The sequence below is a fragment of the Pseudomonas sp. GM49 genome (assembly GCF_000282355.1).
GTDB lineage: Bacteria > Pseudomonadota > Gammaproteobacteria > Pseudomonadales > Pseudomonadaceae > Aquipseudomonas.
The window spans coordinates 1-23,900 of the sequence record NZ_AKJL01000230.1; the positions used below are offsets into that span (position 1 = coordinate 1).

Sequence of the window (23,900 nt, forward strand, 5' to 3'; positions counted from 1 at the left end):
TGATCCACCGCTTTCGCGAGCAAGCCCGCTCCCACAAGGGACTTGCGTCTGCTATCAGATCACAAACAAGTCGCCAACGCCGCCAACCGGCGCTTGGCCACGAAATCGTCCTTCTGCGCGTAGTAGCTCAAAACCGTCCCCGAGGCATCGGTGGTCACGTCGACGAAAGACTCTGCCGAACGCGTGTAAACCGTAGTGCCACCCTTCTCGCCTGCCTGCAAATACGCCGCGGCATCGACACCGAACACGGCCTCGTCCTGCCAGGAAAACTGCACGCACTGGGCGACGTCTTTTGCCGGCTTTTCCGAGTTCAGAGTCTTGTACGGGGCCTTGGTGCGGGCATCGTTCATCGCCGAGCCCGCGCATCCCGCCAGCAACGTCACGGCCAGCGCCACCATCAGAAATCGCATTGCATTCACTCATCAGGAAAAAGCGGACTTTATCACCCCGGCAGCCCGTATCGTTCTGCTTTACTGCATTTATACCGCGACACCGCGCAACGATTCGCGCACCCTGTCGCGCCAATATCGCCGCATCGCGCCTATCACTGGAATTCTGATGACACCTAATGCCGAGTTTTACAAACCGACCGCTGAATATGCCGACAAGCTGATCAGCCAGATCGGTCAGACGCCTTCATGGATCGCCAAGCGAATCGGTGTCACCGACAAGCGGATTCGCTACATCCTCAACGGCGAAAGAACCGTCAAAGGCGAAACCACACCGATCCAGATGACCTATACCGAACAGTTTGCCCTCGAATGCCTGGCAGCAGCGGCCAAGGCCAGCAAGAAGCAGTCTTCGTAATCCCCACTCAAGGAGCGACCATGGCGGCAACCGAACTGCAGCATGAGCTAGCACTCAAGAAGTTTCTCGATGCGCGCCCCGAATTGCGCGAAGAACTCGACCACCTCAACCCGCTGTTGGCTCAGGCCAAGGGCGAAACGGCGGCCCAGTATCGCGAGGAACGACTGCACGAAGCGTTTGAAGCTGAAGCGGAGCGCCAGAAATTGTTCGCTTGGGAACTGACGTTGCAATTAACCGCCGCCACGTCCCGGGACTATGAGGCGCAGCGCCTGGAAGTGCACCGGGAAGTGGCAGAAATGGCCGGCATGGACTGGCTGGAATATTGCGAGTTGAATGGGATAAAACCCTAAGCACTGTTCAGGGATACCATCGCCGATGCTGCCCAACACCGCCAGGCCCCACGCCAGCCCCGGTCACTTGCACACGCAGAAATGGCGCGGGCGCATAGGCCTGAGCCTGGTGGCCATGCTCTCGGTACTCGCCGGCATGACCGACGCCATCGGCTTCATGGCCAGCGGCGACTTCGTCTCGTTCATGAGTGGCAATACCACCCGGATGGCTGTCGCCATCAGTGCTGGCGACCTTGGGTTGACCCTGCGCCTGGTCATCCTCATCGCCACCTTCATCGTCGGCAACGCGCTGGGCATTATCGTCAGCCGGCTAGGTGGCCGCCGAGCGTTGCCCTTGTTGCTGAGCATTGCCACGTTGTTATGCGCCGCCGCAGCCTGGCCTTTCGATGCGCAACTGCCCGCACTGCTGGCAGCGATCATCGCCATGGGAATGCTCAACGCCGCGGTAGAAGAAGTGAATGGCCTACCGGTCGGCCTGACCTACGTGACAGGCGCCCTGTCGCGCTTCGGCCGCGGACTGGGACGCTGGATGCTCGGCGAGCGCCGTAATGGCTGGCGCGTGCAACTGATCCCCTGGACCGGCATGTTCGCTGGCGCGGTACTCGGTGCCGTGCTGGAACATCACTTGGGGCTCAAGGCGTTGTTTGCCAGTGGCCTGTTGGCTGCCGGGCTGGGGGTGTTGTCGTTGAAGATCCCGCGGCGCTGGCAGTTGGGGTATATGCCGCGTTGACTTTAGCCCGCTATCGCTGGCAAGCCAGCTCCTACAGGGTATGTCGCCACAGATCTACTGTAGGAGCTGGCTTCCCAGCGATAAGGCCCGCACAGACAACATCACTTTAGCCGCCCCGCCGATAAAGCATTATCATGGCCGCAGTTTCGCTGATCGAGTGCACCATGAAGTTCGCCATCGCCGTGTTTTCCGCCGCCCATGCGCCCTCCTCGCGCCGCGCCTTACTGTTCGCCCAAGCGGCGCTGGCCGGCGGGCATGAGATTGTCCGGCTGTTTTTCTACCAGGATGGCGTCTACAACGCGTCCGGCAGCGTGGTCACACCCCAGGATGAACTGGACTTGCCCAAGCAATGGCGCACATTCGTCAGCGACCATCAACTTGATGGCGTAGTGTGCATCGCCGCCGCCCTGCGTCGTGGTGTCTTGAATGAAGAAGAGGCCAAGCGCTATCAGCGCGAGGCTGTAGCCGTCGGCGCGCCGTGGGAGTTGTCCGGTCTCGGCCAGTTGCATGACGCGGCGCAGGATGCCGACCGCCTGATCTGTTTCGGAGGCGCATGACATGGCCAAGTCCCTGTTGATCATCAGCCGCCAGTCGCCATGGTCCGGCCCGGGCGCGCGGGAAGCACTGGATATCGTGCTGGCCGGCGGCGCCTTCGATCTGCCGATTGGCCTGTTGTTTCTCGATGACGGCGTGTTCCAGCTAGCCGCCAGTCAGAACGCCAAGGCCTTGCAACAGAAAGACCTGAGCGCCAATCTGCAGGCCCTGCCGATGTTCGGTGTCGAGGAACTGTTTGCCTGTGGCGACAGCATCACCCAACGCGGCCTGGACCCGAGCGGCCTGTCGCTGGAGGAAGCCCAAGTGTTGGCCGCCCACGAAATCAGCGCCCTCATTGACCGTTACGACCAGGTGATCACCCTCTGATGTCGACTTTGCATGTGTTGTCTCATTCTCCGTTCGGCGACGAACGCCTGACCAGTTGCCTGCGCGTGATCGGCGCCAACGACGGGTTGCTGTTGTCCGGTGATGCGGCCTATGCGTTGCAACCAGGCACCGCGCCGTTCGCTGCGCTCAGCGCACGTGGCCTGAAACTGTTCGTCCTGGCCGAAGATGCCCAGGCCCGTGCGCTTGTGGTTCCAGACTGGGCCCGGGCCATCGATTACCCGGCCTTCGTCGAACTGTCGATTCACTACGACAAGGTCAACAGTTGGCTATGAATGCATTGACGGTTGGCGCCCGCGCCATCGAGCTGGACAAGGACGGTTTCCTGATCGAACTGAATGACTGGTCCGCCGATGTGGCCAGTGCCCTGGCGGCTGCCGAAGACATCGAGTTGACGCCCGAACACTGGGAAGTCCTCGAACTGCTGCGCAGTTTCTACGCCGAATTCCAGCTGTCACCGGCCACCCGCCCGTTGATCAAGTACACCGCCCTGAAACTCGGCCCGGAAAAAGGCAACAGCCTGCACCTGAACCGCCTGTTCAAAGGCACTCCCGCCAAACTCGCCGCGAAACTGGCGGGCCTGCCCAAACCGACGAATTGCTTATGACTGATTACCCAGCACTGACCCTCGAAACGCCCGCCGAGCATCCGTTCGCCCAATTCGTGCGGATCCTCGGCAAAGGCAAGCGCGGCGCCCGCGATCTGACCCGGGTCGAAGCCCGCGAAGCCATGGGTATGGTGTTCGATGAAAAGGTCGAGGAAACCCAGCTCGGGGCGTTCCTGATGCTGTTGCGGCACAAGGAAGAAAGCGCCGAGGAAATGGCCGGGTTCACCGAAGCCTTGCGTGAGCGCCTGAATCCGCCAGCATTGGCGGTGGATCTGGATTGGCCGACGTATGCCGGCAAGAAACGTCACCTGCCATGGTTTCTGCTGGCGGCCAAGTGTCTGGCGCAAAATGGCTTGCGGATTTTCATGCATGGCGGCGGTGCCCACACGGCTGGCCGGTTGTACACCGAGCAACTGCTGGGCGAATTGAACATCCCGCTGTGCCGCAACTGGCAACAGGTCGGCACGGCGCTGGATAACGGCGGCCTGGCCTTCATGCCGCTGGTGGACTGGGCACCGCAGTTGCAACGGATGATCGACCTGCGCAATACCCTGGGCTTGCGCTCGCCGATCCACTCGCTGGCGCGGATTCTCAATCCGCTGGGTGCGCGTTGCGGCCTGCAAAGCATTTTCCACCCTGGCTATCAGGCCGTGCATCGCGATGCCAGCGGACTGCTCGGTGATACCGCCATCGTGATCAAGGGCGATGGCGGCGAAATCGAGATCAACCCGGACGCCGACAGCCACCTGTACGGTACGAGCGGTGGCGAGAGCTGGGATGAGGAATGGCCGCAGCTGTCGAGCCAGCGCCATGTCAAACCGGCCAGCCTCGATCCGGAGCACCTCAAAGCCGTATGGCGTGGCGACGTGGTCGACAGCTATCCGCAAATGGCCCTGATCTCGACCATGGCCCTGGCCCTGCGTGGCCTCGGACAAAGCCGCGAACAGGCCTTCGAAACCGCAGAAAAATACTGGGCGGCGCGGGACAAATCGATTTAACCGATCATTCACGCCCGATCTTTGCGCTTTTTGTTCGAACTCATCGGAATAGACTCAACTGCAACGATTATGGGTTTCGGGAGTCTTGAACATGGGTTTGTTAGTTGATGGCCGCTGGCAGGACAAGTGGTACGAAAGCAGCAAGGACGGCGCGTTCCAGCGCGAACAGGCGCAGCGTCGCAACTGGTTGACCACTGACGGCAAGCCGGGACCGACCGGCGTCGGTGGTTTTACGGCCGAGCCCGGGCGCTACCACCTGTACGTTTCCCTGGCCTGTCCCTGGGCACATCGCACGCTGATCCTGCGCAAACTCAAAGGCCTCGAAAAGCTGATCGATGTCTCGGTGGTCAGTTGGTTGATGCTGGAAAACGGCTGGACCTTCGACCGGCACCTGGGCTCGACCGGCGACAAACTCGATTACTTCGACTTCATGCACCAGCGCTACACCGCCGACACCGCCGACTACACCGGCCGCGTCACCGTACCGGTGCTGTGGGACAAACAGCAAAAGCGCATCGTCAACAATGAATCGTCGGAAATCATCCGCATGTTCAATGGTGCCTTCGATGATTTGACCGGCAATGACCTGGACTTTTACCCCGCGCCACTACGGGGTGAAATTGATGCGCTGAACGAGCGGATTTACCCGGCGGTGAACAACGGCGTGTATCGCGCCGGGTTTGCCACGTCGCAACAGGCTTATGAAGAAGCTTTCGACGACGTGTTTGCCGAGCTGGATCGACTGGAGCTGTTACTCGGCGCCAACCGTTACCTGGCTGGCGAATACCTGACCGAAGCGGACATCCGTCTGTTCACCACACTGATTCGCTTCGATGCGGTGTACTACGGGCACTTCAAGTGCAATCTGCGGCGGATTGCGGATTATCCGAACCTGTCGAACTGGTTGCGCGAGATTTATCAGTGGCCGGGGATCGCCGAGACGGTGGATTTCACCCACATCAAGAACCACTACTACGCCAGTCACCGCACCATCAACCCGACGGGTGTGGTGCCGAAAGGCCCGGCCCAGGACTTCACCGCGCCCCATGATCGGGAGCGGTTGAGCGGGAAAGGGGTTTGGCGCAAGGCCTGATATCAAACTGAAATTTGAAAGTGGATGAGATCAATTGTGGCGAGGGGGCTTGCCCCCGTTCGGCTGCGAAGCAGTCGTAAAACCTGTTGCCGCGTACAGGCGGTCCAATCGCGATTACAGTTTTTAGGGCCGCTTCGCGCCCCAACGGGGCGATGCGGCGTTCCGACAAGCCCCCTCGCCACAAATCAGACCTGCCCCTGTGCCCCTTCGAACCACGCCAGTTTCTCGCGCAGCTGCACCACTTCACCGACGATCACCAATGTCGGCGCATGCACTTCATGCTCCGCCACCAGCCGCGGCAGGTCCGCCAGGGTGCCGGTAAACACTCGCTGGTTGACCGTGGTGCCCTGCTGGATCAACGCCGCCGGGGTATCAGCGCCACGACCGTGCTTGATCAACTGTTCGCAAATGACCGGCAAGCCCACCAACCCCATGTAGAACACCAGGGTTTGTGCCGGCGCGACCAGATCGGCCCACGGCAAATCGGTTGAGCCGTCTTTCAGGTGCCCGGTGACAAAGCGTACCGATTGCGCGTAATCGCGATGGGTCAGCGGAATCCCGGCATAGGCCGCGCAACCGCTGGCCGCCGTGATCCCCGGCACGACCTGGAACGGGATGCCATTGGCCGCCAGCTCTTCGATCTCTTCACCGCCACGACCGAAGATGAACGGATCGCCCCCCTTCAATCGCACTACACGCTTGCCCTGTTTGGCCAGATCCACCAATTGCTGGTTGATCTGATCCTGCGGCACCACGTGATCGGCACGGCGCTTGCCGACGTAAACCCGCTCGGCGTCGCGACGGCACAGTTCGAGAATCGCCGGCGCTACCAGACGGTCATACAGCACCACGTCGGCTTGCTGCATCAGACGCAATGCCTTGAACGTCAGCAGGTCGGGATCGCCCGGCCCAGCGCCCACCAGATAGACTTCGCCGGTTGCAACCGGCGCTTCACCATCGATCTTCGCTTGCAACAACCGCTCGGCTTCACCGCCCTGCCCGGCCAGTTGCCGATCGGCAATCGGGCCCTGGAAAACATCTTCCCAGAACGCCCGACGCTGCTGCACATCCGGAAACAGGCCTTTGACCTGATGACGAAAACGCGCCGCCAGTCCGGCCAGCTGACCGAAGGTGGAAGGAATCCAGGTTTCGATCCTGGCGCGGATCAAACGCGCCAGCACCGGCGCATCGCCGCCGCTGGACACCGCGATAATCAGTGGGGAACGGTCGACGATGGCCGGGAAGATCACGCTGCACAGGGCTGGCGCGTCCACCACGTTGACCGGTACGCAACGCCGATGGGCATCGGCGGAGACTTGTGCGTTCAGCGCTTCGTCGTCGGTGGCGGCAATGATCAGCCCACAACCGTCCAGATCCGCCTCGGCATAACCACGCAACAGGCACTCGCCGCCGCTGCCGGCAACCAGTTCGCGCAATTGCGCTTCGATTTCAGGTGCAACCACCCGCAGCAACGCACCGGCATCGGCCAGCAGGCGGGATTTGCGCAAGGCAATTTCCCCCCCACCGACGACCAACACACGACTGCCGCGAAGGTTGTGAAACAGCGGCAGATAGTTCATTTAGCCAATGACCTCAAGGCCACCCATGTACGGCTTGAGAACTTCAGGCACTCGGATCGAACCGTCGGCCTGCTGATAGTTCTCCAGCACCGCCACCAGTGTACGCCCCACCGCCAGGCCGGAGCCGTTCAGTGTGTGCACCAGTTCCGGCTTGCCGGTTTCAGGGTTGCGGAAACGCGCTTGCATGCGACGGGCCTGGAAGTCGCCGCAGTTGGAGCACGACGAAATCTCGCGGTACTTGTCCTGGCTCGGGATCCACACTTCCAGGTCGTAGGTCTTGACCGCACTGAAGCCCATGTCGCCGGTGCACAGCGCCAGGGTGCGATAAGGCAGTTCCAGCAGTTGCAGGACTTTCTCGGCGTTGGCGGTCAGGCCTTCCAGCGCTTCCATCGACTTCGACGGCTCGACGATCTGCACCATTTCAACTTTGTCGAACTGGTGCTGGCGGATCATGCCGCGAGTGTCACGACCCGATGCGCCGGCTTCACTGCGGAAGCACGGTGTGTGGGCTACGAACTTGATCGGCAGTTGCTTGGAATCAACGATCTCACCGGCGACGATGTTGGTCAGCGACACTTCGGCGGTCGGGATCAGGTACAGATCGGCCTCGCCTTCGCGCGCGATCTTGAACAGGTCTTCTTCGAACTTCGGCAACTGACCGGTGCCTTGCAGCGCCGGTGCCTGGACCAGATAAGGCGTGTAGGCCTCTTCGTAGCCGTGCTCGGTGACGTGCAGGTTGATCATGAACTGCGCCAGGGCGCGGTGCAGGCGAGCGATCGGGCCGCGCAGCAGGGCGAAACGGGCGCCGGACAACTTGGCGGCAGTTTCGAAGTCCAGCCAGCCGAACTTCTCGCCCAGGGCCACGTGATCCTGAACCGGGAAATCGAAGGCCGTCGGGGTGCCCCAGCGGCGCACTTCGACGTTGCCGTCTTCGTCGTCGCCAACCGGTACCGATTCGTGCGGCAAGTTGGGGATACCCAGCAGGATCGAATCCAGATCGGTCTGGATCGCGTCGAGTTCGACTTTACCGGCGCTCAATTCGCCCGCCATGCGCTCGACGTCCGCCATCAGCGGCGCGATGTCTTCGCCGCGCTGCTTGGCCTGACCGATGGATTTGGAGCGCGCATTACGTTCAGCCTGCAGTGCTTCGGTGCGGGTCTGGACGGTCTTGCGCTGTTCTTCCAGCGCTTCGATGCGCGCAACATCCAGGGTATAGCCACGGGATGCCAGGCGGTCCGCTACGTCCTGAAGGTTGCTACGTAACAGTTTGGAATCGAGCATGTCGGTTTCTCGTTTATCAAAGTTTGGTCAAGGACAGGCCGGCCCAGGTGGCAAGCAGCCCGCCGAATACGCTGAGCGCCGCATAGCCCAGGGCCAGCGGCACTTGCCCGCTTTCCAGCAGGCGCACCGTATCCAGTGAAAAGGATGAAAAAGTCGTCAGCCCCCCGAGGAAGCCAACGATCAACCCGGCGCGAATCTCAAAAGGCACCTCCGGGCGTATCAAAAACAGACCGTATAGAACACCGATCAGCAAACAGCCCACGATATTAACGGCCAGCGTCGCGGTATAGAAGTGCCGCGGCCAATTCGCATTGATCCAGTTGCCCGTGGCGAAGCGCAACAACGTGCCGGCGATCCCGCCAACGGAAACCGCAACGATCAAGGCAAGCACTATTTTCTCCGCTGCCGGGGGCTTAAACGGTCGAGTTTCGCCAGGTGATTGAGCTTTTCGCCGATCTTCAGCTCCAGACCACGAGGCACGGGCTGATAGAACGGGATCGGGTCGAGTTCTTCCGGGAAATAGTCTTCTCCGGCGGCATAGGCGTCCGGCTCATCGTGGGCGTAACGGTATTCATCGCCGTAGCCCAACTGCTTCATCAGCTTGGTCGGTGCGTTGCGCAGGTGCAGCGGCACTTCCAGCGAGCCGTGCTCGGCGGCGGCGCGCAATGCAGTCTTGAAGCCCATGTACACCGCGTTGCTTTTCGGCGCGCAGGCCAGATAGGTGATGGCCTGGGCCACCGCCAACTCACCTTCCGGGCTGCCGAGGCGTTCCTGCACTTCCCACGCCGCCAGGCACAGGCTCAGGGCGCGCGGGTCGGCGTTGCCGATGTCTTCGCTGGCCATGCGCACCACACGCCGGGCCAGGTACAACGGGTCGCAACCGCCGTCGATCATCCGCGCGAACCAGTACAACGCGCCGTCGGGGTTGGAGCCGCGAACCGACTTGTGCAACGCGGAAATCTGGTCGTAGAACGCTTCGCCGCCCTTGTCGAACCTGCGGCGGGTGTCACCGAGCAGACTTTGCAGGAGTTCGGTGCCGATTTCACCGTTGTCCTCGGCCAGGTCCGAGGCGTTCTCCAGCAGGTTGAGCAGGCGCCGGCCATCACCATCGGCGGCCGACAGCAGCATCTGGAAGCCTTCATCGCTGAGGGTCAGGTTGCGCTTGCCCAGGCCCCGCTCTTCGGTCAGCGCGCGCTGCACCAGTTTGCGCAAGGCCGCTTCGTCGAGGCTCTTGAGCACGTAGACGCGCGCTCGCGACAGCAAGGCGTTGTTGAGTTCAAACGAAGGGTTTTCCGTGGTCGCGCCAATGAAAATCAGCGTGCCGTCCTCGACATAGGGCAGGAACGCATCCTGCTGGGACTTGTTGAAGCGATGCACTTCATCGACGAACAGAATGGTGCGGCGGCCGTACTGCGCAGCCTGTTGCTTGGCGATTTCCACCGCCTGACGGATCTCCTTGACCCCGGCCAGCACTGCCGAGACCGTTTCGAAGTGCGCATCCGAGACTTCCGCGAGCAATCGCGCCAGCGTGGTTTTACCCACCCCGGGTGGCCCCCAGAAAATCATCGAGTGCAGGGCACCCTGCTCCAGGGCTTCGCGCAAGGGCTTGCCGCGAGCGAGCACGTGTTCCTGACCGACGTACTCGTCCAGATTGGCCGCACGCAAGCGGGCGGCCAAGGGCTGGGCGATCGGGGTGCTGCGAAACAGATCCATCACTACCTATGAAACCTCACTGGGTCTGATGCCGATCCTGTAGGAGCGAGCTTGCTCCGGGCGGCGTTCCGACGATGGTCGCCAACGATAACGCTGTAAGCCTGACACCCCGCGGCGTGCACGGGTTCATCGCGAGCAAGCTCGCTCCTACAGAGGTTCTGCACTTTATTCCTGGATCACATCCGCACCCTTGGGGATATCGAACTTGAACCTGGAAGCCGGGATCGGCTCATTGGCCTTCACCCCGGTGAACAGGATATTGGTGCGCTGGCCGACGCTGTCGATCAACTGCATGTCGTTAACCAGACCGTTGCGGAACGACAGGCGCAGGCTGTCGAATAGCGTGTCCTTGGTCTTCGGCTTGAGGGTGAAGTCGATCACGCCGCCGGCTTCCTTGGCACTGATGTCGAAGCTCTGGCTGATCTTGGACACGTCACCGGACAGCAGCAACGCTGGTGTCTGGGTCAGGCGCTGGTCGAGCTTCTTGATGGTGGCCTGCTCCAGGTCCGGGTCCCACAGTGTGACTTTCTTGCCATCGGAGATCATGGTCTGTTCGGCCGGTGCATCGGTGTGCCAGTAGAACAAGCCCGGACGCTGCAGCGACATCTCGCCGGCAGTTTCCTGCAACTGGGTGCCGGTACCATCAAGGGTCAGTTGCGAGAAACGTGCGGTCAGGGTCTGGGATTTTTCCAGCAGTTGGGTCAGGCGCGCCACGTCCTTGTCATCGGCGTGAGCCGAGAGCGTGGTCAAAGCCAGTACCGGCAGCAACAGCATGCGGATCAGACGCATGGGAGTCCTCATAACATTCGTGGGAGTGCGAGCGGCGCCAAAGGGCGCCACTCCTTTCATACTCGGGTCAGTCGCGCACCGGGCCAGGGGCCAGGACTTCACGCGAACCGTTGGTGTTCATGGACGTCACGACCCCGGCCATTTCCATGGCTTCGATCATGCGCGCGGCGCGGTTATAGCCGATTTTCAACTTGCGCTGAACGGCGGAAATGGAGGCGCGACGGCTTTCCAGTACGAACTGTACCGCTTCGTCGTACAGCGCGTCGGCCTCGGGATCGTCTCCGTCGCCGCCACCGCTGCTGCCTTCGAAGCCGCTGCCCGCCTCTTCGACGCCATTGAGAATGTCGTCGTTGTATTCCGGCGCGCCCCGCAGCTTCCAGGCTTCCACCACGCGGTGAACCTCATCGTCGGACACGAAAGCACCGTGAACACGAATCGGCAGACTGGTACCCGGCGGCATGTACAGCATGTCACCGTGGCCCAGCAGTTGTTCTGCACCGCCCTGGTCGATGATGGTCCGCGAGTCGATCTTGCTCGACACCTGGAACGCCATGCGAGTCGGGATGTTGGCCTTGATCAGACCGGTGATCACGTCCACCGACGGACGCTGGGTCGCGAGGATCAAGTGGATACCGGCCGCACGAGCTTTCTGCGCAATACGGGCGATCAGTTCTTCGACCTTCTTGCCGACGATCATCATCATGTCGGCGAATTCGTCGACCACCACCACGATGGTCGGCAGCTTTTGCAGGAGCGGCGCTTCGTCGTGGATGCTTTCGCGCTTGTACAGCGGATCGCTCAACGGCTCGCCTGCGTCCTGGGCTTCCTTGACCTTGGCGTTGAAGCCCGACAGGTTTCGCACACCCATCTTGGCCATCAGCTTGTAACGTCGCTCCATCTCGGCAACGCTCCAGCGCAGGGCGTTGGCGGCGTCCTTCATGTCGGTGACCACCGGGCACAGCAGGTGCGGAATGCCTTCGTAGATCGACAGTTCAAGCATTTTCGGGTCGATCATGATCAGCTTGGCGTCTTCCGGGCCGGACTTGAACAGGATCGACAGGATCATCGCGTTCACACCCACCGACTTACCGGAACCGGTGGTACCGGCCACCAGCAAGTGCGGCATTTTCGCCAGGTCGGTGATGACCGGTTTGCCGCCGATGTCATGGCCCAGGGCCAGGGTGACCGGGGATTTGAAGTTGTCGTACTCGGGAGTCGACAGCACCTCGGAGAAACGCACGATCTGCCGGTCTTCGTTGGGGATCTCGATACCGACCGTGGTCTTGCCCGGAATCACTTCCACCACGCGCACGCTGGTCACGGCCAGGGAACGGGCCAGGTCCTTGGCCAGGTTGGAGATGCGACTGACTTTTACACCGGCAGCCGGCTGGATTTCGTAACGGGTAATCACCGGGCCCGGGTGAATCGAATCCACTGCGACTTCAACGCCGAATTCCTTGAGCTTGATTTCCAGCAAGTGGCCAACCGCAGCCAGGGATTCAGGCGAGTAATTGAGCTGTTTCTTTTCCGCAGGATCAAGAATCGAGATCGGCGGCAAGGTACCTTCCACGGCGCTGTCGACGAACAGCGGCGCCTGCTTCTCTTTTTCGACGCGTTTGCTCGGTGCGGCAGGTTTTGGCGGCGCGGGCGCAATCACCGGCGGCACCTGCTTCTCGCGCTCGGACATGTGCTTGCTCAGGGCTTGCTCACGCTCGATCAGGCGCTCCTTGACCTTGGCTTGCTCGCGCTTGTCGGTGACGGTCGGCGCGACCACTTCATCCATACGATCATCGACTTCACGCAACTGGGCAACCAGTTGTTTGCGCTCGGTACGGGCCGCCCACCAGCGATTGGCCGCGCCCTGGAAGAGTTCGAACAGGTCGAGGGTGATCTTGCCGGTGATGTCCATCACCTTGAACCACGACAAGTCGGTAAACACGGTCAGGCCGAACAGGAACAACGCGATGAACAGCAGTGTACTGCCCTGGATATTCAGGGCGTTCCTGGCCAGGTCACCGAGGCTTTCGCCCAGCGCTCCGCCCGCACCGGCCGGCAGACCGGTCGCGGCATGGAAATGGATATGGGCCAGAGCGGCGCCCGACAGTACCAGGAACAGCAACCCTATCAGGCGCCAGAAGAACAGCCAGCCGCTCCACTGCCACGGTTCGTGACGCTGACGGAAGATCTGGTACGCCTTGATCGCCAGCAGCAACGGGAAGATGTAGGCAAAGTAACCCAGCACCATGAACAGGATATCGGCGCTGTAGGAGCCCGCTGGCCCGCCGAAGTTCTGCACGTCGTCGATCTTGCTGTTATGACTCCAGCCCGGATCATCCTTGCCATAGGTCAACAAGGCCATCATCAGGAACAGGCACAAGGCACCGATAGCGATCAGCGCACCTTCCTTGAGTCGGTAGTGCAAGTGCTGGCGCCAGAGCGGAACGACGGCTGGTTTAGGTGCTGCGGTGGATTTCTTCAAAACGCTACTTTTCCTGCGCCATGGGCGCGTCCATCTGGTGAATGTCTATGAAAACTGCCAAAAAACTACCCAATCCAGGCAGGTAAAAAAGTTAACACGCGTAACCGGGACTACTTTTAACACTGCGCCCCGGTTTTTATAAACACGGCGCGCACTGAATATAGCAGGGCATTGTACGGGTTTGTACGCACGACGCCATGCTTGAGACCCTTGGGTGTAGCATAGTCAACAGCACATGACATGCCGTTCAATTTGAGCATGCATTCTCTTTTGTGACAAAGGCTTATGAGGTGTTTTTATGAGCGAAGCGAAGCATTCACGCCTGATTATCCTGGGCTCCGGCCCTGCCGGTTACAGCGCAGCCGTTTATGCCGCCCGCGCCAACCTCAAACCCGTTGTCATTACCGGCATACAGGCTGGTGGCCAGCTCACCACCACCGTCGAAGTGGATAACTGGCCAGGCGACGTCGAAGGCCTGACCGGGCCGGTCCTGATGGACCGCATGCAAAAACACGCCGAGCGCTTTGCCACCGAGATCATTTACGACCACATCCATACTGCCAAGTTGCAACAACGGCCGTTCGAGCTGATCGGCGATGGCGGAACCTACACCTGCGATGCACTGATCATTGCCACCGGCGCGAGCGCGCAATACCTGGGCCTGCCGTCGGAAGAAGCATTTGCCGGCAAAGGGGTTTCGGCCTGCGCGACCTGCGATGGATTTTTCTATCGCAATCAGGTGGTTGCGGTGGTCGGCGGCGGTAACACGGCGGTCGAAGAAGCCTTGTACCTGTCGAACATCGCCAAGGAAGTGCACCTGGTCCATCGGCGCGACAAGCTGCGCTCGGAGAAGATCCTCCAGGACAAACTCTTCGAAAAAGCCGCCAACGGCAACGTCCGCCTGCACTGGAACCAGAATCTGGACGAAGTGCTCGGCGATGCCAGCGGCGTGACCGGCGCCCGCCTGCGGGACAGTCAAACGGGTGAAACCAAAGAGCTGCCTCTGGCCGGGGTGTTTATCGCCATCGGCCATAAACCCAACACCGACCTGTTCACAGGCCAACTGGAAATGCGCGACGGGTATCTGCTGGTCAAGGGCGGCAGCGAAGGCGATGCCACCGCCACGGCGATTGCGGGTGTGTTTGCCGCCGGCGACGTGGCCGACCACGTTTATCGCCAGGCCGTTACGTCTGCCGGTGCCGGTTGCATGGCGGCGCTGGACGCCGAAAAATACCTCGACGACATTCCTGCCGTTTGAAGGCAAACTTTACGTCGGGCCAACACCCGCCACTGCCCTCCCCTTCTACAAGCCCGGATGCCATGCTGACTTGGTTACAACGCAACTCCCTGACCTTTCCACCACTGGAAAAGGCCATGCGCGACCCCAACGGGTTGCTGGCTGCCGGTGGTGATCTGTCCGCTGATCGGTTGATCAACGCCTATCGCCACGGGTGCTTTCCATGGTTTTCCGAAGGCCAGCCGATCCTCTGGTGGTCTCCGGACCCGCGCACGGTTTTGTTTCCCGACGAATTGCACGTCTCGCGCAGCCTGAACAAACTGCTGCGCCAGCAACGCTATCAAGTGACCTTTGACGAGGACTTCGCCGCCGTCATCCGCGCCTGTGCCGCCCCCCGGGATCACGCCGACGGCACCTGGATCACCGACGCGATGCAGGACGCCTACATAGAGCTGCACAGGCGTGGTCACGCGCACTCGGTGGAAGTGTGGGACGGGGACGAACTGGTCGGCGGCTTGTATGGCCTGGCGATGGGCCAGTTGTTTTTTGGCGAGTCCATGTTCAGCCGCACGGACAATGCCTCGAAATTCGGCTTTGCCACCCTGGTCCGGCATCTGAAAGACTCCGGTTTTGTGCTGATCGATTGCCAGATGCCCACCGACCACCTGCACAGTCTCGGAGCCCGGGCGATACCCCGCCGCGAGTTTGCCAGCTATCTGGCCAGGCACCTGGACCAACCCAACTCTGCCACCTGGGTTTGCTGAGCGACTTTTGCCAGCGTGGCTTACACTTAATCCAAAGCACTACCCCGAGGGTTGATCATGACCGAGTTGGCGCGTTTGAAGTTCTATGCCACTCAGCCGCACTCTTGCAGTTATCTGCCCGAGGAGCAGGCCACAACCCTGTTCCTCGACCCTAGCCAGCCCATGGATGTGCATGTCTACGCAGACCTGTCGGAGATGGGGTTTCGTCGCAGTGGCGATCATCTCTACCGGCCGCATTGCCAGAATTGCAATGCCTGCGTTCCGGCGCGCATTCCTGTAGCGCAATTCACCCCCAACCGTCAGCAGAAACGCATCTTCAAGCGCAACGCCGACTTGCAGGTACGCCCCGCCAAGCCAGGTTTCAACGAAGAGTATTTCGATCTTTATCAGCGCTATATCGAACAACGGCATGCCGACGGCGACATGTACCCGCCCAGCCGCGATCAGTTTTCCACATTCCTGGTGCGCGACCTGCCGTTTTCCCGGTTCTACGAATTCCGTCTCGACGGCCGGTTGCTGGCGATCGCCGTCACCGATCTTCTGCCGAACGGTCTGTCGGCGGTGTACACCTTCTATGAACCCAACGAAGAGCGTCGCAGCCTGGGACGCTACGCGATCCTCTGGCAGATCGCCGAGGCCGGGCGCCTGGGGCTGGATGCGGTCTATCTGGGCTACTGGATCAAAAACTGCAAAAAAATGAACTACAAGACCCAGTATCGCCCCATTGAACTGCTGGTTAACCAGCGCTGGGTCGTCCTGAACTAGAGCGCACCCTAAACCCCTTGGCTTGAACCCCACTTTTCGGGCACAATGCACGCCGCTTTTGCCTGGCGCAGTTGCACCGGGCCATTCACTGGACACCGAGGGCTTTACTGCATGTCGAAAGAAGACAGCTTCGAAATGGAAGGCACTGTCGTCGACACCCTGCCCAACACCATGTTTCGCGTGGAGTTGGAAAATGGGCACGTCGTAACCGCGCACATCTCCGGCAAGATGCGCAAGAACTACATCCGTATTCTTACCGGCGACAAAGTGCGCGTAGAGCTGACTCCTTATGACTTGAGCAAAGGGCGCATCACTTACCGCGCTCGCTAAGGTAGGAGCGAGCTTGCTCGCGAAAAACCTGAGGGCACCGCGTCAAGTCAGAGTCCCCGCATCATCATTGACGAACATCGCGAGCAAGCTCGCTCCTACAGAGACAGGGCCCACTCGCTACGCAAGTCAATACAAGACGCCCGGCTTATGCCGGGCGTTTTTGTTTGTGTGGGAGCGGGCTTGCTCGCGAATGCGGTGTGACAATCGACATCTTCTTCTCTGACCCACCGCTTTCGCGAGCAAGCCCGCTCCCACATTTGAATTGCGTACGACCAAGACAACAAAAAGGCGCCTCTCGGCGCCTTTTTGTTTTGCTTTTGAACGTCAGGCCATCTCGGCCGTGGTCTCGAACTCGAAGGTCAGCTCGCCGTCCTTGATGTCGATGTGCACCACACCGCCATGTTCGGCCAGTTCGCCAAAGAGAATCTCCTCCGCCAGCGGACGCTTGATCTTGTCCTGGATCAGGCGAGCCATAGGGCGAGCACCCATCGCCGCGTCGTAACCACCTTCGGCCAGCCAGTTGCGGGCCGCATCGGTGACTTCCAGCAACACACGCTTGTCTTCCAGCTGCGCCTGAAGCTCGGTAAGGAACTTGTCCACCACGCTCTTGATGACCTCATGGCTGAGGCGACCAAACTGGATGATGGTGTCCAGACGGTTGCGGAATTCCGGCGTGAAGCTCTTCTTGATCACTTCCATCGCATCGGACGAGTGATCCTGATAGGTGAAACCGATCGAAGCGCGAGCTGCGGTCTCGGCACCGGCGTTGGTCGTCATGATGACGATCACGTTACGGAAATCCGCCTTGCGCCCGTTGTTATCGGTCAGCGTACCGTGGTCCATGACCTGCAGCAGCAGGTTGAAGACTTCCGGATGCGCCTTCTCGATCTCATCGAGCAACAGCACGCAGTGTGGCTGCTTGGTGATGGCCTCGGTAAGCAGACCGCCCTGATCGAACCCGACATACCCCGGAGGCGCACCGATCAGACGCGATACGGTGTGGCGTTCCATGTACTCGGACATGTCGAAACGAATCAGTTCGACACCCAACGCCTTGGCCAACTGACGCGCCGCCTCGGTTTTACCGACACCGGTAGGCCCTGCGAACAGGAACGAACCGACAGGCTTGTCAGGGGATTTGAGGCCGGCACGGGACAGCTTGATCGCGGTCGCCAGCGAGTCGATCGCGGCATCCTGACCGAACACGGTCAACTTCAGGTCACGCTCAAGGTTACGCAACAACTCCTTGTCGGAGCTGGTGACGTGCTTAGGCGGAATCCGCGCGATTTTCGCGACGATGTCCTCGACCTGAGGCACTTCGATGCGTTTAACCCGCATTTCGATCGGTTGCAGGCGCTGGTAGGCACCCGCCTCGTCAATCACATCGATCGCCTTGTCCGGCATGTGCCGGTCATTGATATAGCGCGAAGCCAGTTCGGCAGCGGCGCGCAAGGCTTCATCGCTGTATTCGATATTGTGATGCTGTTCGAAGCGCCCTTTGAGACCGCGCAGGATACCGATGGTGTCTTCCACCGAAGGTTCCGACACATCGACCTTCTGGAAACGCCGGGCCAAGGCACGGTCCTTCTCGAAGATGCCGCGGAATTCCTGGAAGGTGGTCGAACCGATGCAACGGATATCACCCGAGGACAGCAGCGGCTTGAGCAGGTTCGAAGCATCCATGACGCCACCGGACGCGGCACCCGCACCAATGATGGTGTGGATCTCGTCGATGAACAGTATCGCCTGCGGACGCTTTTTCAGCTCATTGAGCAACGCCTTGAAGCGCTTCTCGAAATCGCCACGGTATTTGGTACCGGCCAGCAAGGCACCCAGATCGAGGGAGTAAACCACGCTATTGGCCAGCAGGTCCGGCACCTGGTTGTCGACAATGCGCTTGGCCAGGCCTTCGGCAATCGCGGTTTTACCCACGCCAGCCTCGCCCACCAGCAGCGGATTGTTTTTACGCCGACGCGCCAGGATCTGCGCGACACGCTCGACTTCCAGCTCACGCCCCACCAACGGATCGATACGACCCTGGCGCGCCAGTTCATTGAGGTTGCTGGCATAAGCATCCAGGGGATTACCCGAGGAAGAAGACTCACCACCCTCGTCGTCCTGCATATCTTGCTCACCTTCAGAGTGATCGCCATGCCCCGGCACCTTGGAAATGCCATGGGCGATGTAGTTGACGACATCTATACGGGCAACGCTCTGCTGTTTCAGCAGGAACACCGCCTGACTCTCTTGCTCACTGAAGATCGCGACCAGTACGTTGGCACCAGTCACTTCGCGCTTGCCCGAGCTCTGTACGTGAAACACAGCACGTTGCAGTACACGCTGGAAGCCCAGGGTTGGCTGGGTTTCACGATCCTCGTCATGAACCGGGATCAATGGCGTGGTGGAGTCGATGAACTCCTGCAGGTCATGCTTGAGTTTGTCGAGGTTTGCGCCGCACGCACGCAAAACGGTGGCGGCAGCCTCATTGTCCAATAGGGCCAGCAAGAGGTGTTCGACAGTCATGAACTCATGACGCTTCGAACGGGCCTCCTTGAAGGCAAGATTGAGGGTGACTTCGAGCTCGCGGTTTAACATAGCTTCACCTCATACCCAAGTGGTCGGCGATTAACCGTCCTTCTCGATTTCACAGAGTAGCGGATGCTGGCTTTCCCTGGCGTACTGGTTGACCTGCATGGCCTTGGTCTCCGCGATGTCGCGGGTAAACACTCCACATACTGCCCGCCCTTCCGTATGGACGGCCAGCATGACCTTGGTCGCCAGCTCGCGATTCAGGTTAAAAAACACCTCGAGCACTTCGACGACGAAATCCATCGGTGTGTAGTCATCATTGAACAAAACCACCTTGTACATCGGCGGCGCCTGTAGCGCAGGCTTTGCCTCCTGAACAGCAATGCCTGTGGAATCGTCGTCGTGTAAATCAGGGTGATCCTGATTGAATGTTAGTCGAATCTGGCTGATTGCATGCATGGAAAGAAAGGTTCGTCAGTGGTTCAAATACAGTGGTGGGGGCGGCTATCAGCGTTTTCAACTCCGACTGCCCGGTCAGCTTGACTATCGGCAAAACGGTGTTACAACCAATAGAGCCCACAGTGGGTAAAAAAGGTCCGCGGAGTCAATCTTATTTACAGATTCGACTGCGGATGTACTGGATGATACTCCAGTGATGGAGTCTGTTGCAGAGGGATATGGGTATGGCTGTCGGCAAGGTGAAGTGGTTCAACAATGCCAAGGGTTACGGATTCATCAACGAGGAAGGCAAGACAGAAGACCTGTTTGCCCACTACTCAACCATTAAAATGGATGGTTATAAAACCCTGAAAGCCGGGCAATCTGTCGTATTCGATATCATCCAGGGCCCCAAAGGCCTGCACGCGGTCAACATCAGCAACCCGGTGGACGCCTCGAAAATCACGACACAGACACCTGAACAGACCGTTTCGGCTTAACACCGCCGCGTCATCCAGTCATAAAAAAACCGCCTGACTCAACTTCTTGAATCAGGCGGTTTTCATGTGCCTGCGTATTCTTACATGTGCGAGATCAACGCATCACCGAAGCCGGAAGACGAAACCAGCTTCGCACCCTCCATCAGACGCTCGAAGTCATAGGTCACGGTCTTGGCGGAAATCGCGCCGTTGGTGCCCTTGATGATCAGGTCGGCCGCTTCGGTCCAGCCCATGTGGCGCAGCATCATTTCAGCGGACAGGATCAGCGAACCCGGGTTGACCTGGTCCTTGCCGGCGTACTTCGGTGCAGTACCGTGGGTAGCTTCGAACATGGCCACGGTGTCGGACAGGTTGGCACCCGGCGCAATACCGATACCGCCCACTTCCGCCGCCAGGGCGTCGGAGAGGTAATCGCCGTTCAGGTTCAGGGTCGCGATTACATCGTACTCGGCCGGGCGCAGCAGGATCTGCTGGAGCATGGCGTCGGCGATGGCATCCTTGACGATGACATTCTTGCCGGTTTTCGGGTTCTTGAACTGCATCCACGGACCGCCGTCCAGCAGGGTCGCGCCGAATTCCTCAGCCGCCACTTCGTAGGCCCATTCCTTGAAGGCACCTTCGGTGAACTTCATGATGTTGCCTTTGTGCACAATGGTCAGCGAATCACGATCGTTGTCGACCACATATTGCAGGGCCTTGCGCGCCAGACGCTTGGTGCCCTGCAGGGACACCGGCTTGACGCCGATACCGCAGTTCTCGTCGAAACGGATCTTGGTAACGCCCATTTCTTCCTTGAGGAACTTGATGACCTTGGTGGCTTCCGGCGTACCGGCCTTCCACTCGATACCGGCGTAGATGTCTTCGGAGTTCTCGCGGAAGATGGTCATGTCGACATCGCCTGGCTTCTTGACCGGGCTAGGCACGCCTTCGAACCAGCGCACCGGACGCAGGCAGACGTACAGGTCGAGTTGCTGACGCAGGGCCACGTTCAGGGAACGGATACCGCCACCGACCGGGGTGGTTAGCGGGCCCTTGATGGAAACCACGTAATCCTTGACCGCGTCCAGGGTTTCCTGAGGCAGCCAGGTGTCCTGATCGTAAACCTGAGTCGCTTTCTCCCCGGCGTACACTTCCATCCAGGAAATCTTGCGCTCGCCACCGTAAGCCTTCTTAACAGCAGCATCGACAACCTTGATCATGACCGGGCTGATGTCGACACCAATGCCGTCGCCTTCGATGAAGGGGATGATCGGGTTATTAGGAACATTGAGAGAATGGTCTGCATTGACGGTGATTTTGTCGCCGACGGCTGGAACCTGAATCTTCTTGTAACCCATGCTGAACTCCATTGATTGGATTGAACATCTGGCTTGGTTCGAGCGTAACCCAGTTGAATCGGCGCGCAAACCCTATGTTCCATCCATCTGCCGCAAAGCCTTGCAACTCGCGAGCTACAAGCCTGAAAGCAAAGGGAAAAGCGCCAAACTCAAGCACGACGAATGACCCTACGCCCTGCTCGCGCCTGCGACCTTTAGACCAATGGACGACATTCGTTGCGTATGAACCATCGGCAGATTGCCAGCTACCTATGTATAATGCCGCCGCTGACTAAAGGGTCACGACGGGCGAAACAGCTCTACGATGAGTGTTTACGCCTGATAAGCCGGTCTGTTACCGCAGCCCGACTGCTTGACGCCCTACTGATGCACCCAACATCACAGCAACGAAACCTCGATATTCGGCTCATGGATGACTTTGAACGAACGCGCTTACCCGGCGCCCTCGAGTTTCTGCGCACGCTTTAGCAAAGAAGAGAGAGTTAATCCGAATATGCCCACCCGCTCGAAGATCATCTATACCTTCACCGACGAAGCTCCTGCCCTCGCCACCTATTCACTGCTGCCTATCGTAGAGGCGTTCACCGCCTCGGCTGATATCGCCGTTGAAACCCGCGATATCTCTCTTGCAGGGCGCATCCTGGCCAGCTTCCCCGAGCAACTGGGTGACAAAGCCGTAGCCGACCACCTCGCCGAACTGGGCGCCCTGGCCGTTACGCCTGAAGCCAACATCATCAAGCTGCCGAACATCAGCGCCTCGGTTCCACAACTGCAAGCCGCAATCAAAGAGCTGCAAGCCCAGGGCTACAACCTGCCGGACTACCCGGAAACCGTGACCTGCGACGCCGACAAAGAAGCCAAGGCGCGCTACGACAAGGTCAAGGGCAGTGCTGTGAACCCCGTTCTGCGCGAAGGCAACTCCGACCGCCGCGCTCCGCTGTCGGTCAAGAACTATGCGCGCAAGCACCCGCACAAAATGGGCGCCTGGGCCAAGGACTCCAAGTCCCACGTCGCGCACATGAGCACCGGCGATTTCTATGGCAGCGAAAAAGCCGCCCTGATCGACGCCGCTGACGCCGTGAAAATCGAACTGATCGCTCAAGACGGCACCGCCACCGTCCTGAAAGAAAAGACCAGCGTACAAGCCGGTGAGATCCTCGATTGCGCGGTCATGAGCAAAAACGCCCTGCGCAGCTTCATCGCCGCAGAAATCGAAGACGCCAAGGCACAAGGCGTGCTGCTGTCGGTTCACTTGAAAGCCACCATGATGAAGGTCTCCGACCCGATCATGTTCGGCCAGATCGTTGCCGAGTTCTATAAAGACGCACTGGCCAAACATGCTGACGTGCTGGCACAGATCGGCTTCAACCTGAACAACGGCATCGGCGACCTGTACGCTCGCATCAAGGCATTGCCTGCTGAACAGCAAGCGGCCATCGAAGCTGACATTCAGGCGGTCTACGCCGCTCGCCCTTCCCTGGCGATGGTCAACTCCGACAAAGGCATCACCAACCTGCACGTGCCGAGCGACGTGATCGTCGACGCCTCGATGCCAGCCATGATCCGTGACTCCGGCAAGATGTGGGGCACCGACGGCCAGCTGCACGACACCAAGGCTGTGATCCCGGATCGCTGCTACGCGACCATCTACCAGGCAGTGATCGAAGACTGCAAGGCCAACGGTGCATTCGATCCGACCACCATGGGCAGCGTGCCAAACGTTGGCCTGATGGCGAAGAAAGCCGAAGAGTACGGTTCCCACGACAAGACTTTCCAGATCAAGGCTGACGGCGTTGTTCGCGTCACTGACAGCAAGGGCAACCTGCTGCTGGAACAGTCGGTTGAAGCCGGCGACATCTTCCGCATGTGCCAGACCAAAGACGCGCCGATCCAGGACTGGGTCAAACTGGCCGTCAACCGTGCTCGCGCCAGCAGCACCCCGGCGATTTTCTGGCTGGACCCGATGCGCGCCCACGATGGCGTGGTGATCGAGAAAGTTCAGGCCTACCTGAAGGATCACGACACTGCCGGCCTGGACATCCAGATCATGTCGCCAGTCGACGCCATGAAGTACACCCTGCAGCGTACCCGCGAAGGCAAAGACACCATCTCGGTGACCGGCAACGTACTGCGCGACTACCTGACCGACCTGTTCCCGATCATGGAACTGGGCACCAGCGCCAAGATGCTGTCGATCGTTCCGCTGATGAACGGCGGCGGGCTGTTCGAAACCGGCGCCGGCGGTTCGGCACCGAAGCACGTTCAGCAGTTGCTGGAAGAAAACTTCCTGCGCTGGGATTCGCTGGGTGAGTTCCTGGCCCTGGCGGCTTCCCTGGAACACCTGGGCGTAACCTACAACAATCCAAAGGCGCTGGTTCTGGCCAAGACCCTGGATCAGGCCACCGGCCAGTTCCTGGACAACAACAAGTCGCCATCGCGCAAAGTCGGCAACATCGACAACCGCGGCAGCCACTTCTACCTGGCGCTGTACTGGGCTCAAGCCCTGGCTGCCCAGACCGAAGACACTGCACTGCAAGCGCAGTTCGCGACCCTGGCCAAGACCCTGACCGAGAACGAGGCGACCATCGTTGCCGAACTCAACGCTGTCCAGGGCAAGCCAGTGGACATCGGCGG

At 59.8% G+C, this 23,900-nt stretch carries 26 protein-coding genes; 16 read left to right on the top strand and 10 right to left on the bottom strand.

Annotated features, from left to right (window positions below; genetic code table 11):
- Window positions 1-59 precede the first annotated feature (59 nt).
- Entirely contained in the window at window positions 60-410 is a 351-nt protein-coding gene (locus PMI29_RS09115) for a hypothetical protein (protein ID WP_007986866.1), read from the bottom strand.
- A gap of 148 nt (window positions 411-558) precedes the next feature.
- Here PMI29_RS09115 and PMI29_RS09110 point away from each other — a divergent pair, with 148 nt between their 5' ends.
- The 9 genes from PMI29_RS09110 (at window position 559) to PMI29_RS09070 (ending at window position 5,524) form a co-directional block, all read left to right on the top strand.
- Complete coding sequence (locus PMI29_RS09110; RefSeq protein ID WP_008000820.1) at window positions 559-807, top strand: hypothetical protein; 249 nt, start codon at window positions 559-561, stop codon at window positions 805-807.
- Between the two features lie 20 nt (window positions 808-827).
- Window positions 828-1,157, top strand: a complete 330-nt coding sequence (locus PMI29_RS09105) for a DUF6388 family protein (RefSeq protein ID WP_008000822.1) — start codon at window positions 828-830, stop codon at window positions 1,155-1,157.
- Between the two features lie 25 nt (window positions 1,158-1,182).
- A complete protein-coding gene (locus PMI29_RS09100; RefSeq protein WP_008000823.1) occupies window positions 1,183-1,887 on the top strand; it encodes a YoaK family protein in 705 nt (234 codons plus the stop codon).
- 164 nt (window positions 1,888-2,051) lie between these two features.
- Window positions 2,052-2,444 carry a sulfurtransferase complex subunit TusD gene (gene tusD / locus PMI29_RS09095; RefSeq protein ID WP_008000825.1) on the top strand — a complete coding sequence of 131 codons (393 nt, stop codon included), beginning with the start codon at window positions 2,052-2,054 and terminating at the stop codon, window positions 2,442-2,444.
- Between the two features lies 1 nt (window position 2,445).
- Window positions 2,446-2,808, top strand: a complete 363-nt coding sequence (tusC, locus tag PMI29_RS09090; RefSeq protein ID WP_008000828.1) for a sulfurtransferase complex subunit TusC — start codon at window positions 2,446-2,448, stop codon at window positions 2,806-2,808.
- Entirely contained in the window at window positions 2,808-3,101 is a 294-nt protein-coding gene (gene tusB, locus PMI29_RS09085; RefSeq protein WP_008000830.1) for a sulfurtransferase complex subunit TusB, read from the top strand. The genes tusC and tusB overlap by 1 nt, the downstream gene beginning before the upstream one ends.
- Window positions 3,098-3,433 (top strand): TusE/DsrC/DsvC family sulfur relay protein, encoded by a 336-nt coding sequence (locus tag PMI29_RS09080; protein ID WP_008000832.1) that lies wholly within the window; start codon window positions 3,098-3,100, stop codon window positions 3,431-3,433. Before tusB ends, PMI29_RS09080 begins: the two co-directional genes overlap by 4 nt.
- On the top strand, window positions 3,430-4,431 hold the full coding sequence (locus tag PMI29_RS09075) for a glycosyl transferase family protein (RefSeq protein WP_008000834.1): 1,002 nt from the start codon (window positions 3,430-3,432) through the stop codon (window positions 4,429-4,431). The genes PMI29_RS09080 and PMI29_RS09075 overlap by 4 nt, the downstream gene beginning before the upstream one ends.
- Window positions 4,432-4,522: 91 nt before the next feature.
- Window positions 4,523-5,524 carry a glutathione S-transferase family protein gene (locus PMI29_RS09070; RefSeq protein ID WP_008000836.1) on the top strand — a complete coding sequence of 334 codons (1,002 nt, stop codon included), beginning with the start codon at window positions 4,523-4,525 and terminating at the stop codon, window positions 5,522-5,524.
- Window positions 5,525-5,709: 185 nt separating this feature from the next.
- On the opposite strand, the gene cysG is transcribed toward PMI29_RS09070, so the two are convergent.
- From cysG to PMI29_RS09040, 6 genes are all read right to left on the bottom strand, one after another.
- The gene (gene cysG, locus PMI29_RS09065; RefSeq protein ID WP_008000838.1) at window positions 5,710-7,104 is read right to left on the bottom strand and encodes a siroheme synthase CysG; all 1,395 of its coding nucleotides are present in this window, start codon (window positions 7,102-7,104) and stop codon (window positions 5,710-5,712) included.
- Complete coding sequence (gene serS, locus PMI29_RS09060) at window positions 7,105-8,385, bottom strand: serine--tRNA ligase (RefSeq protein ID WP_008000840.1); 1,281 nt, start codon at window positions 8,383-8,385, stop codon at window positions 7,105-7,107.
- A 16-nt stretch (window positions 8,386-8,401) separates the two neighbouring features.
- Window positions 8,402-8,776, bottom strand: coding sequence for a fluoride efflux transporter CrcB (gene crcB, locus PMI29_RS09055; RefSeq protein WP_008000841.1), 375 nt, complete (start codon window positions 8,774-8,776; stop codon window positions 8,402-8,404).
- A complete protein-coding gene (locus PMI29_RS09050; RefSeq protein WP_008000842.1) occupies window positions 8,776-10,098 on the bottom strand; it encodes a replication-associated recombination protein A in 1,323 nt (440 codons plus the stop codon). Before PMI29_RS09050 ends, crcB begins: the two co-directional genes overlap by 1 nt.
- A gap of 165 nt (window positions 10,099-10,263) precedes the next feature.
- On the bottom strand, window positions 10,264-10,887 hold the full coding sequence (lolA, locus tag PMI29_RS09045; protein WP_008000843.1) for an outer membrane lipoprotein chaperone LolA: 624 nt from the start codon (window positions 10,885-10,887) through the stop codon (window positions 10,264-10,266).
- 67 nt (window positions 10,888-10,954) lie between these two features.
- A complete protein-coding gene (locus tag PMI29_RS09040; RefSeq protein WP_008000845.1) occupies window positions 10,955-13,366 on the bottom strand; it encodes a DNA translocase FtsK in 2,412 nt (803 codons plus the stop codon).
- Window positions 13,367-13,664: 298 nt separating this feature from the next.
- On the opposite strand from PMI29_RS09040, the gene trxB reads away from it, so the two are divergent.
- The 4 genes from trxB to infA all read left to right on the top strand — a co-directional run bounded on the left by trxB (window position 13,665) and on the right by infA (window position 16,462).
- Window positions 13,665-14,624, top strand: coding sequence for a thioredoxin-disulfide reductase (trxB, locus tag PMI29_RS09035; protein WP_008000849.1), 960 nt, complete (start codon window positions 13,665-13,667; stop codon window positions 14,622-14,624).
- Between the two features lie 62 nt (window positions 14,625-14,686).
- Window positions 14,687-15,367 carry a leucyl/phenylalanyl-tRNA--protein transferase gene (gene aat / locus PMI29_RS09030; protein WP_008000850.1) on the top strand — a complete coding sequence of 227 codons (681 nt, stop codon included), beginning with the start codon at window positions 14,687-14,689 and terminating at the stop codon, window positions 15,365-15,367.
- 57 nt (window positions 15,368-15,424) lie between these two features.
- Complete coding sequence (locus PMI29_RS09025) at window positions 15,425-16,132, top strand: arginyltransferase (RefSeq protein ID WP_008000853.1); 708 nt, start codon at window positions 15,425-15,427, stop codon at window positions 16,130-16,132.
- A 111-nt stretch (window positions 16,133-16,243) separates the two neighbouring features.
- Window positions 16,244-16,462, top strand: coding sequence for a translation initiation factor IF-1 (gene infA / locus PMI29_RS09020; protein WP_002553999.1), 219 nt, complete (start codon window positions 16,244-16,246; stop codon window positions 16,460-16,462).
- Window positions 16,463-16,786: 324 nt separating this feature from the next.
- Here infA and clpA read toward each other — a convergent pair whose 3' ends face one another.
- Window positions 16,787-19,057, bottom strand: coding sequence for an ATP-dependent Clp protease ATP-binding subunit ClpA (gene clpA / locus PMI29_RS09015; RefSeq protein ID WP_008000854.1), 2,271 nt, complete (start codon window positions 19,055-19,057; stop codon window positions 16,787-16,789).
- 30 nt (window positions 19,058-19,087) lie between these two features.
- Window positions 19,088-19,450, bottom strand: a complete 363-nt coding sequence (gene clpS / locus PMI29_RS0130330) for an ATP-dependent Clp protease adapter ClpS (protein ID WP_033052565.1) — start codon at window positions 19,448-19,450, stop codon at window positions 19,088-19,090.
- Between the two features lie 224 nt (window positions 19,451-19,674).
- Here clpS and cspD point away from each other — a divergent pair, with 224 nt between their 5' ends.
- Window positions 19,675-19,929, top strand: a complete 255-nt coding sequence (gene cspD / locus PMI29_RS09010; RefSeq protein ID WP_008000855.1) for a cold shock domain-containing protein CspD — start codon at window positions 19,675-19,677, stop codon at window positions 19,927-19,929.
- An 80-nt stretch (window positions 19,930-20,009) separates the two neighbouring features.
- Here cspD and icd read toward each other — a convergent pair whose 3' ends face one another.
- Window positions 20,010-21,266 (bottom strand): NADP-dependent isocitrate dehydrogenase, encoded by a 1,257-nt coding sequence (icd, locus tag PMI29_RS09005; RefSeq protein ID WP_007972065.1) that lies wholly within the window; start codon window positions 21,264-21,266, stop codon window positions 20,010-20,012.
- Between icd and PMI29_RS32320 the strand changes: the two genes are divergently transcribed.
- Window positions 21,265-21,432 (top strand): hypothetical protein, encoded by a 168-nt coding sequence (locus PMI29_RS32320; protein WP_177318805.1) that lies wholly within the window; start codon window positions 21,265-21,267, stop codon window positions 21,430-21,432. The two genes, icd and PMI29_RS32320, sit on opposite strands and share 2 nt — an antisense overlap.
- 327 nt (window positions 21,433-21,759) lie before the next feature.
- A partial coding sequence (locus PMI29_RS09000; RefSeq protein WP_033052566.1) for an NADP-dependent isocitrate dehydrogenase occupies window positions 21,760-23,900 on the top strand: 2,141 nt, incomplete at its 3' end.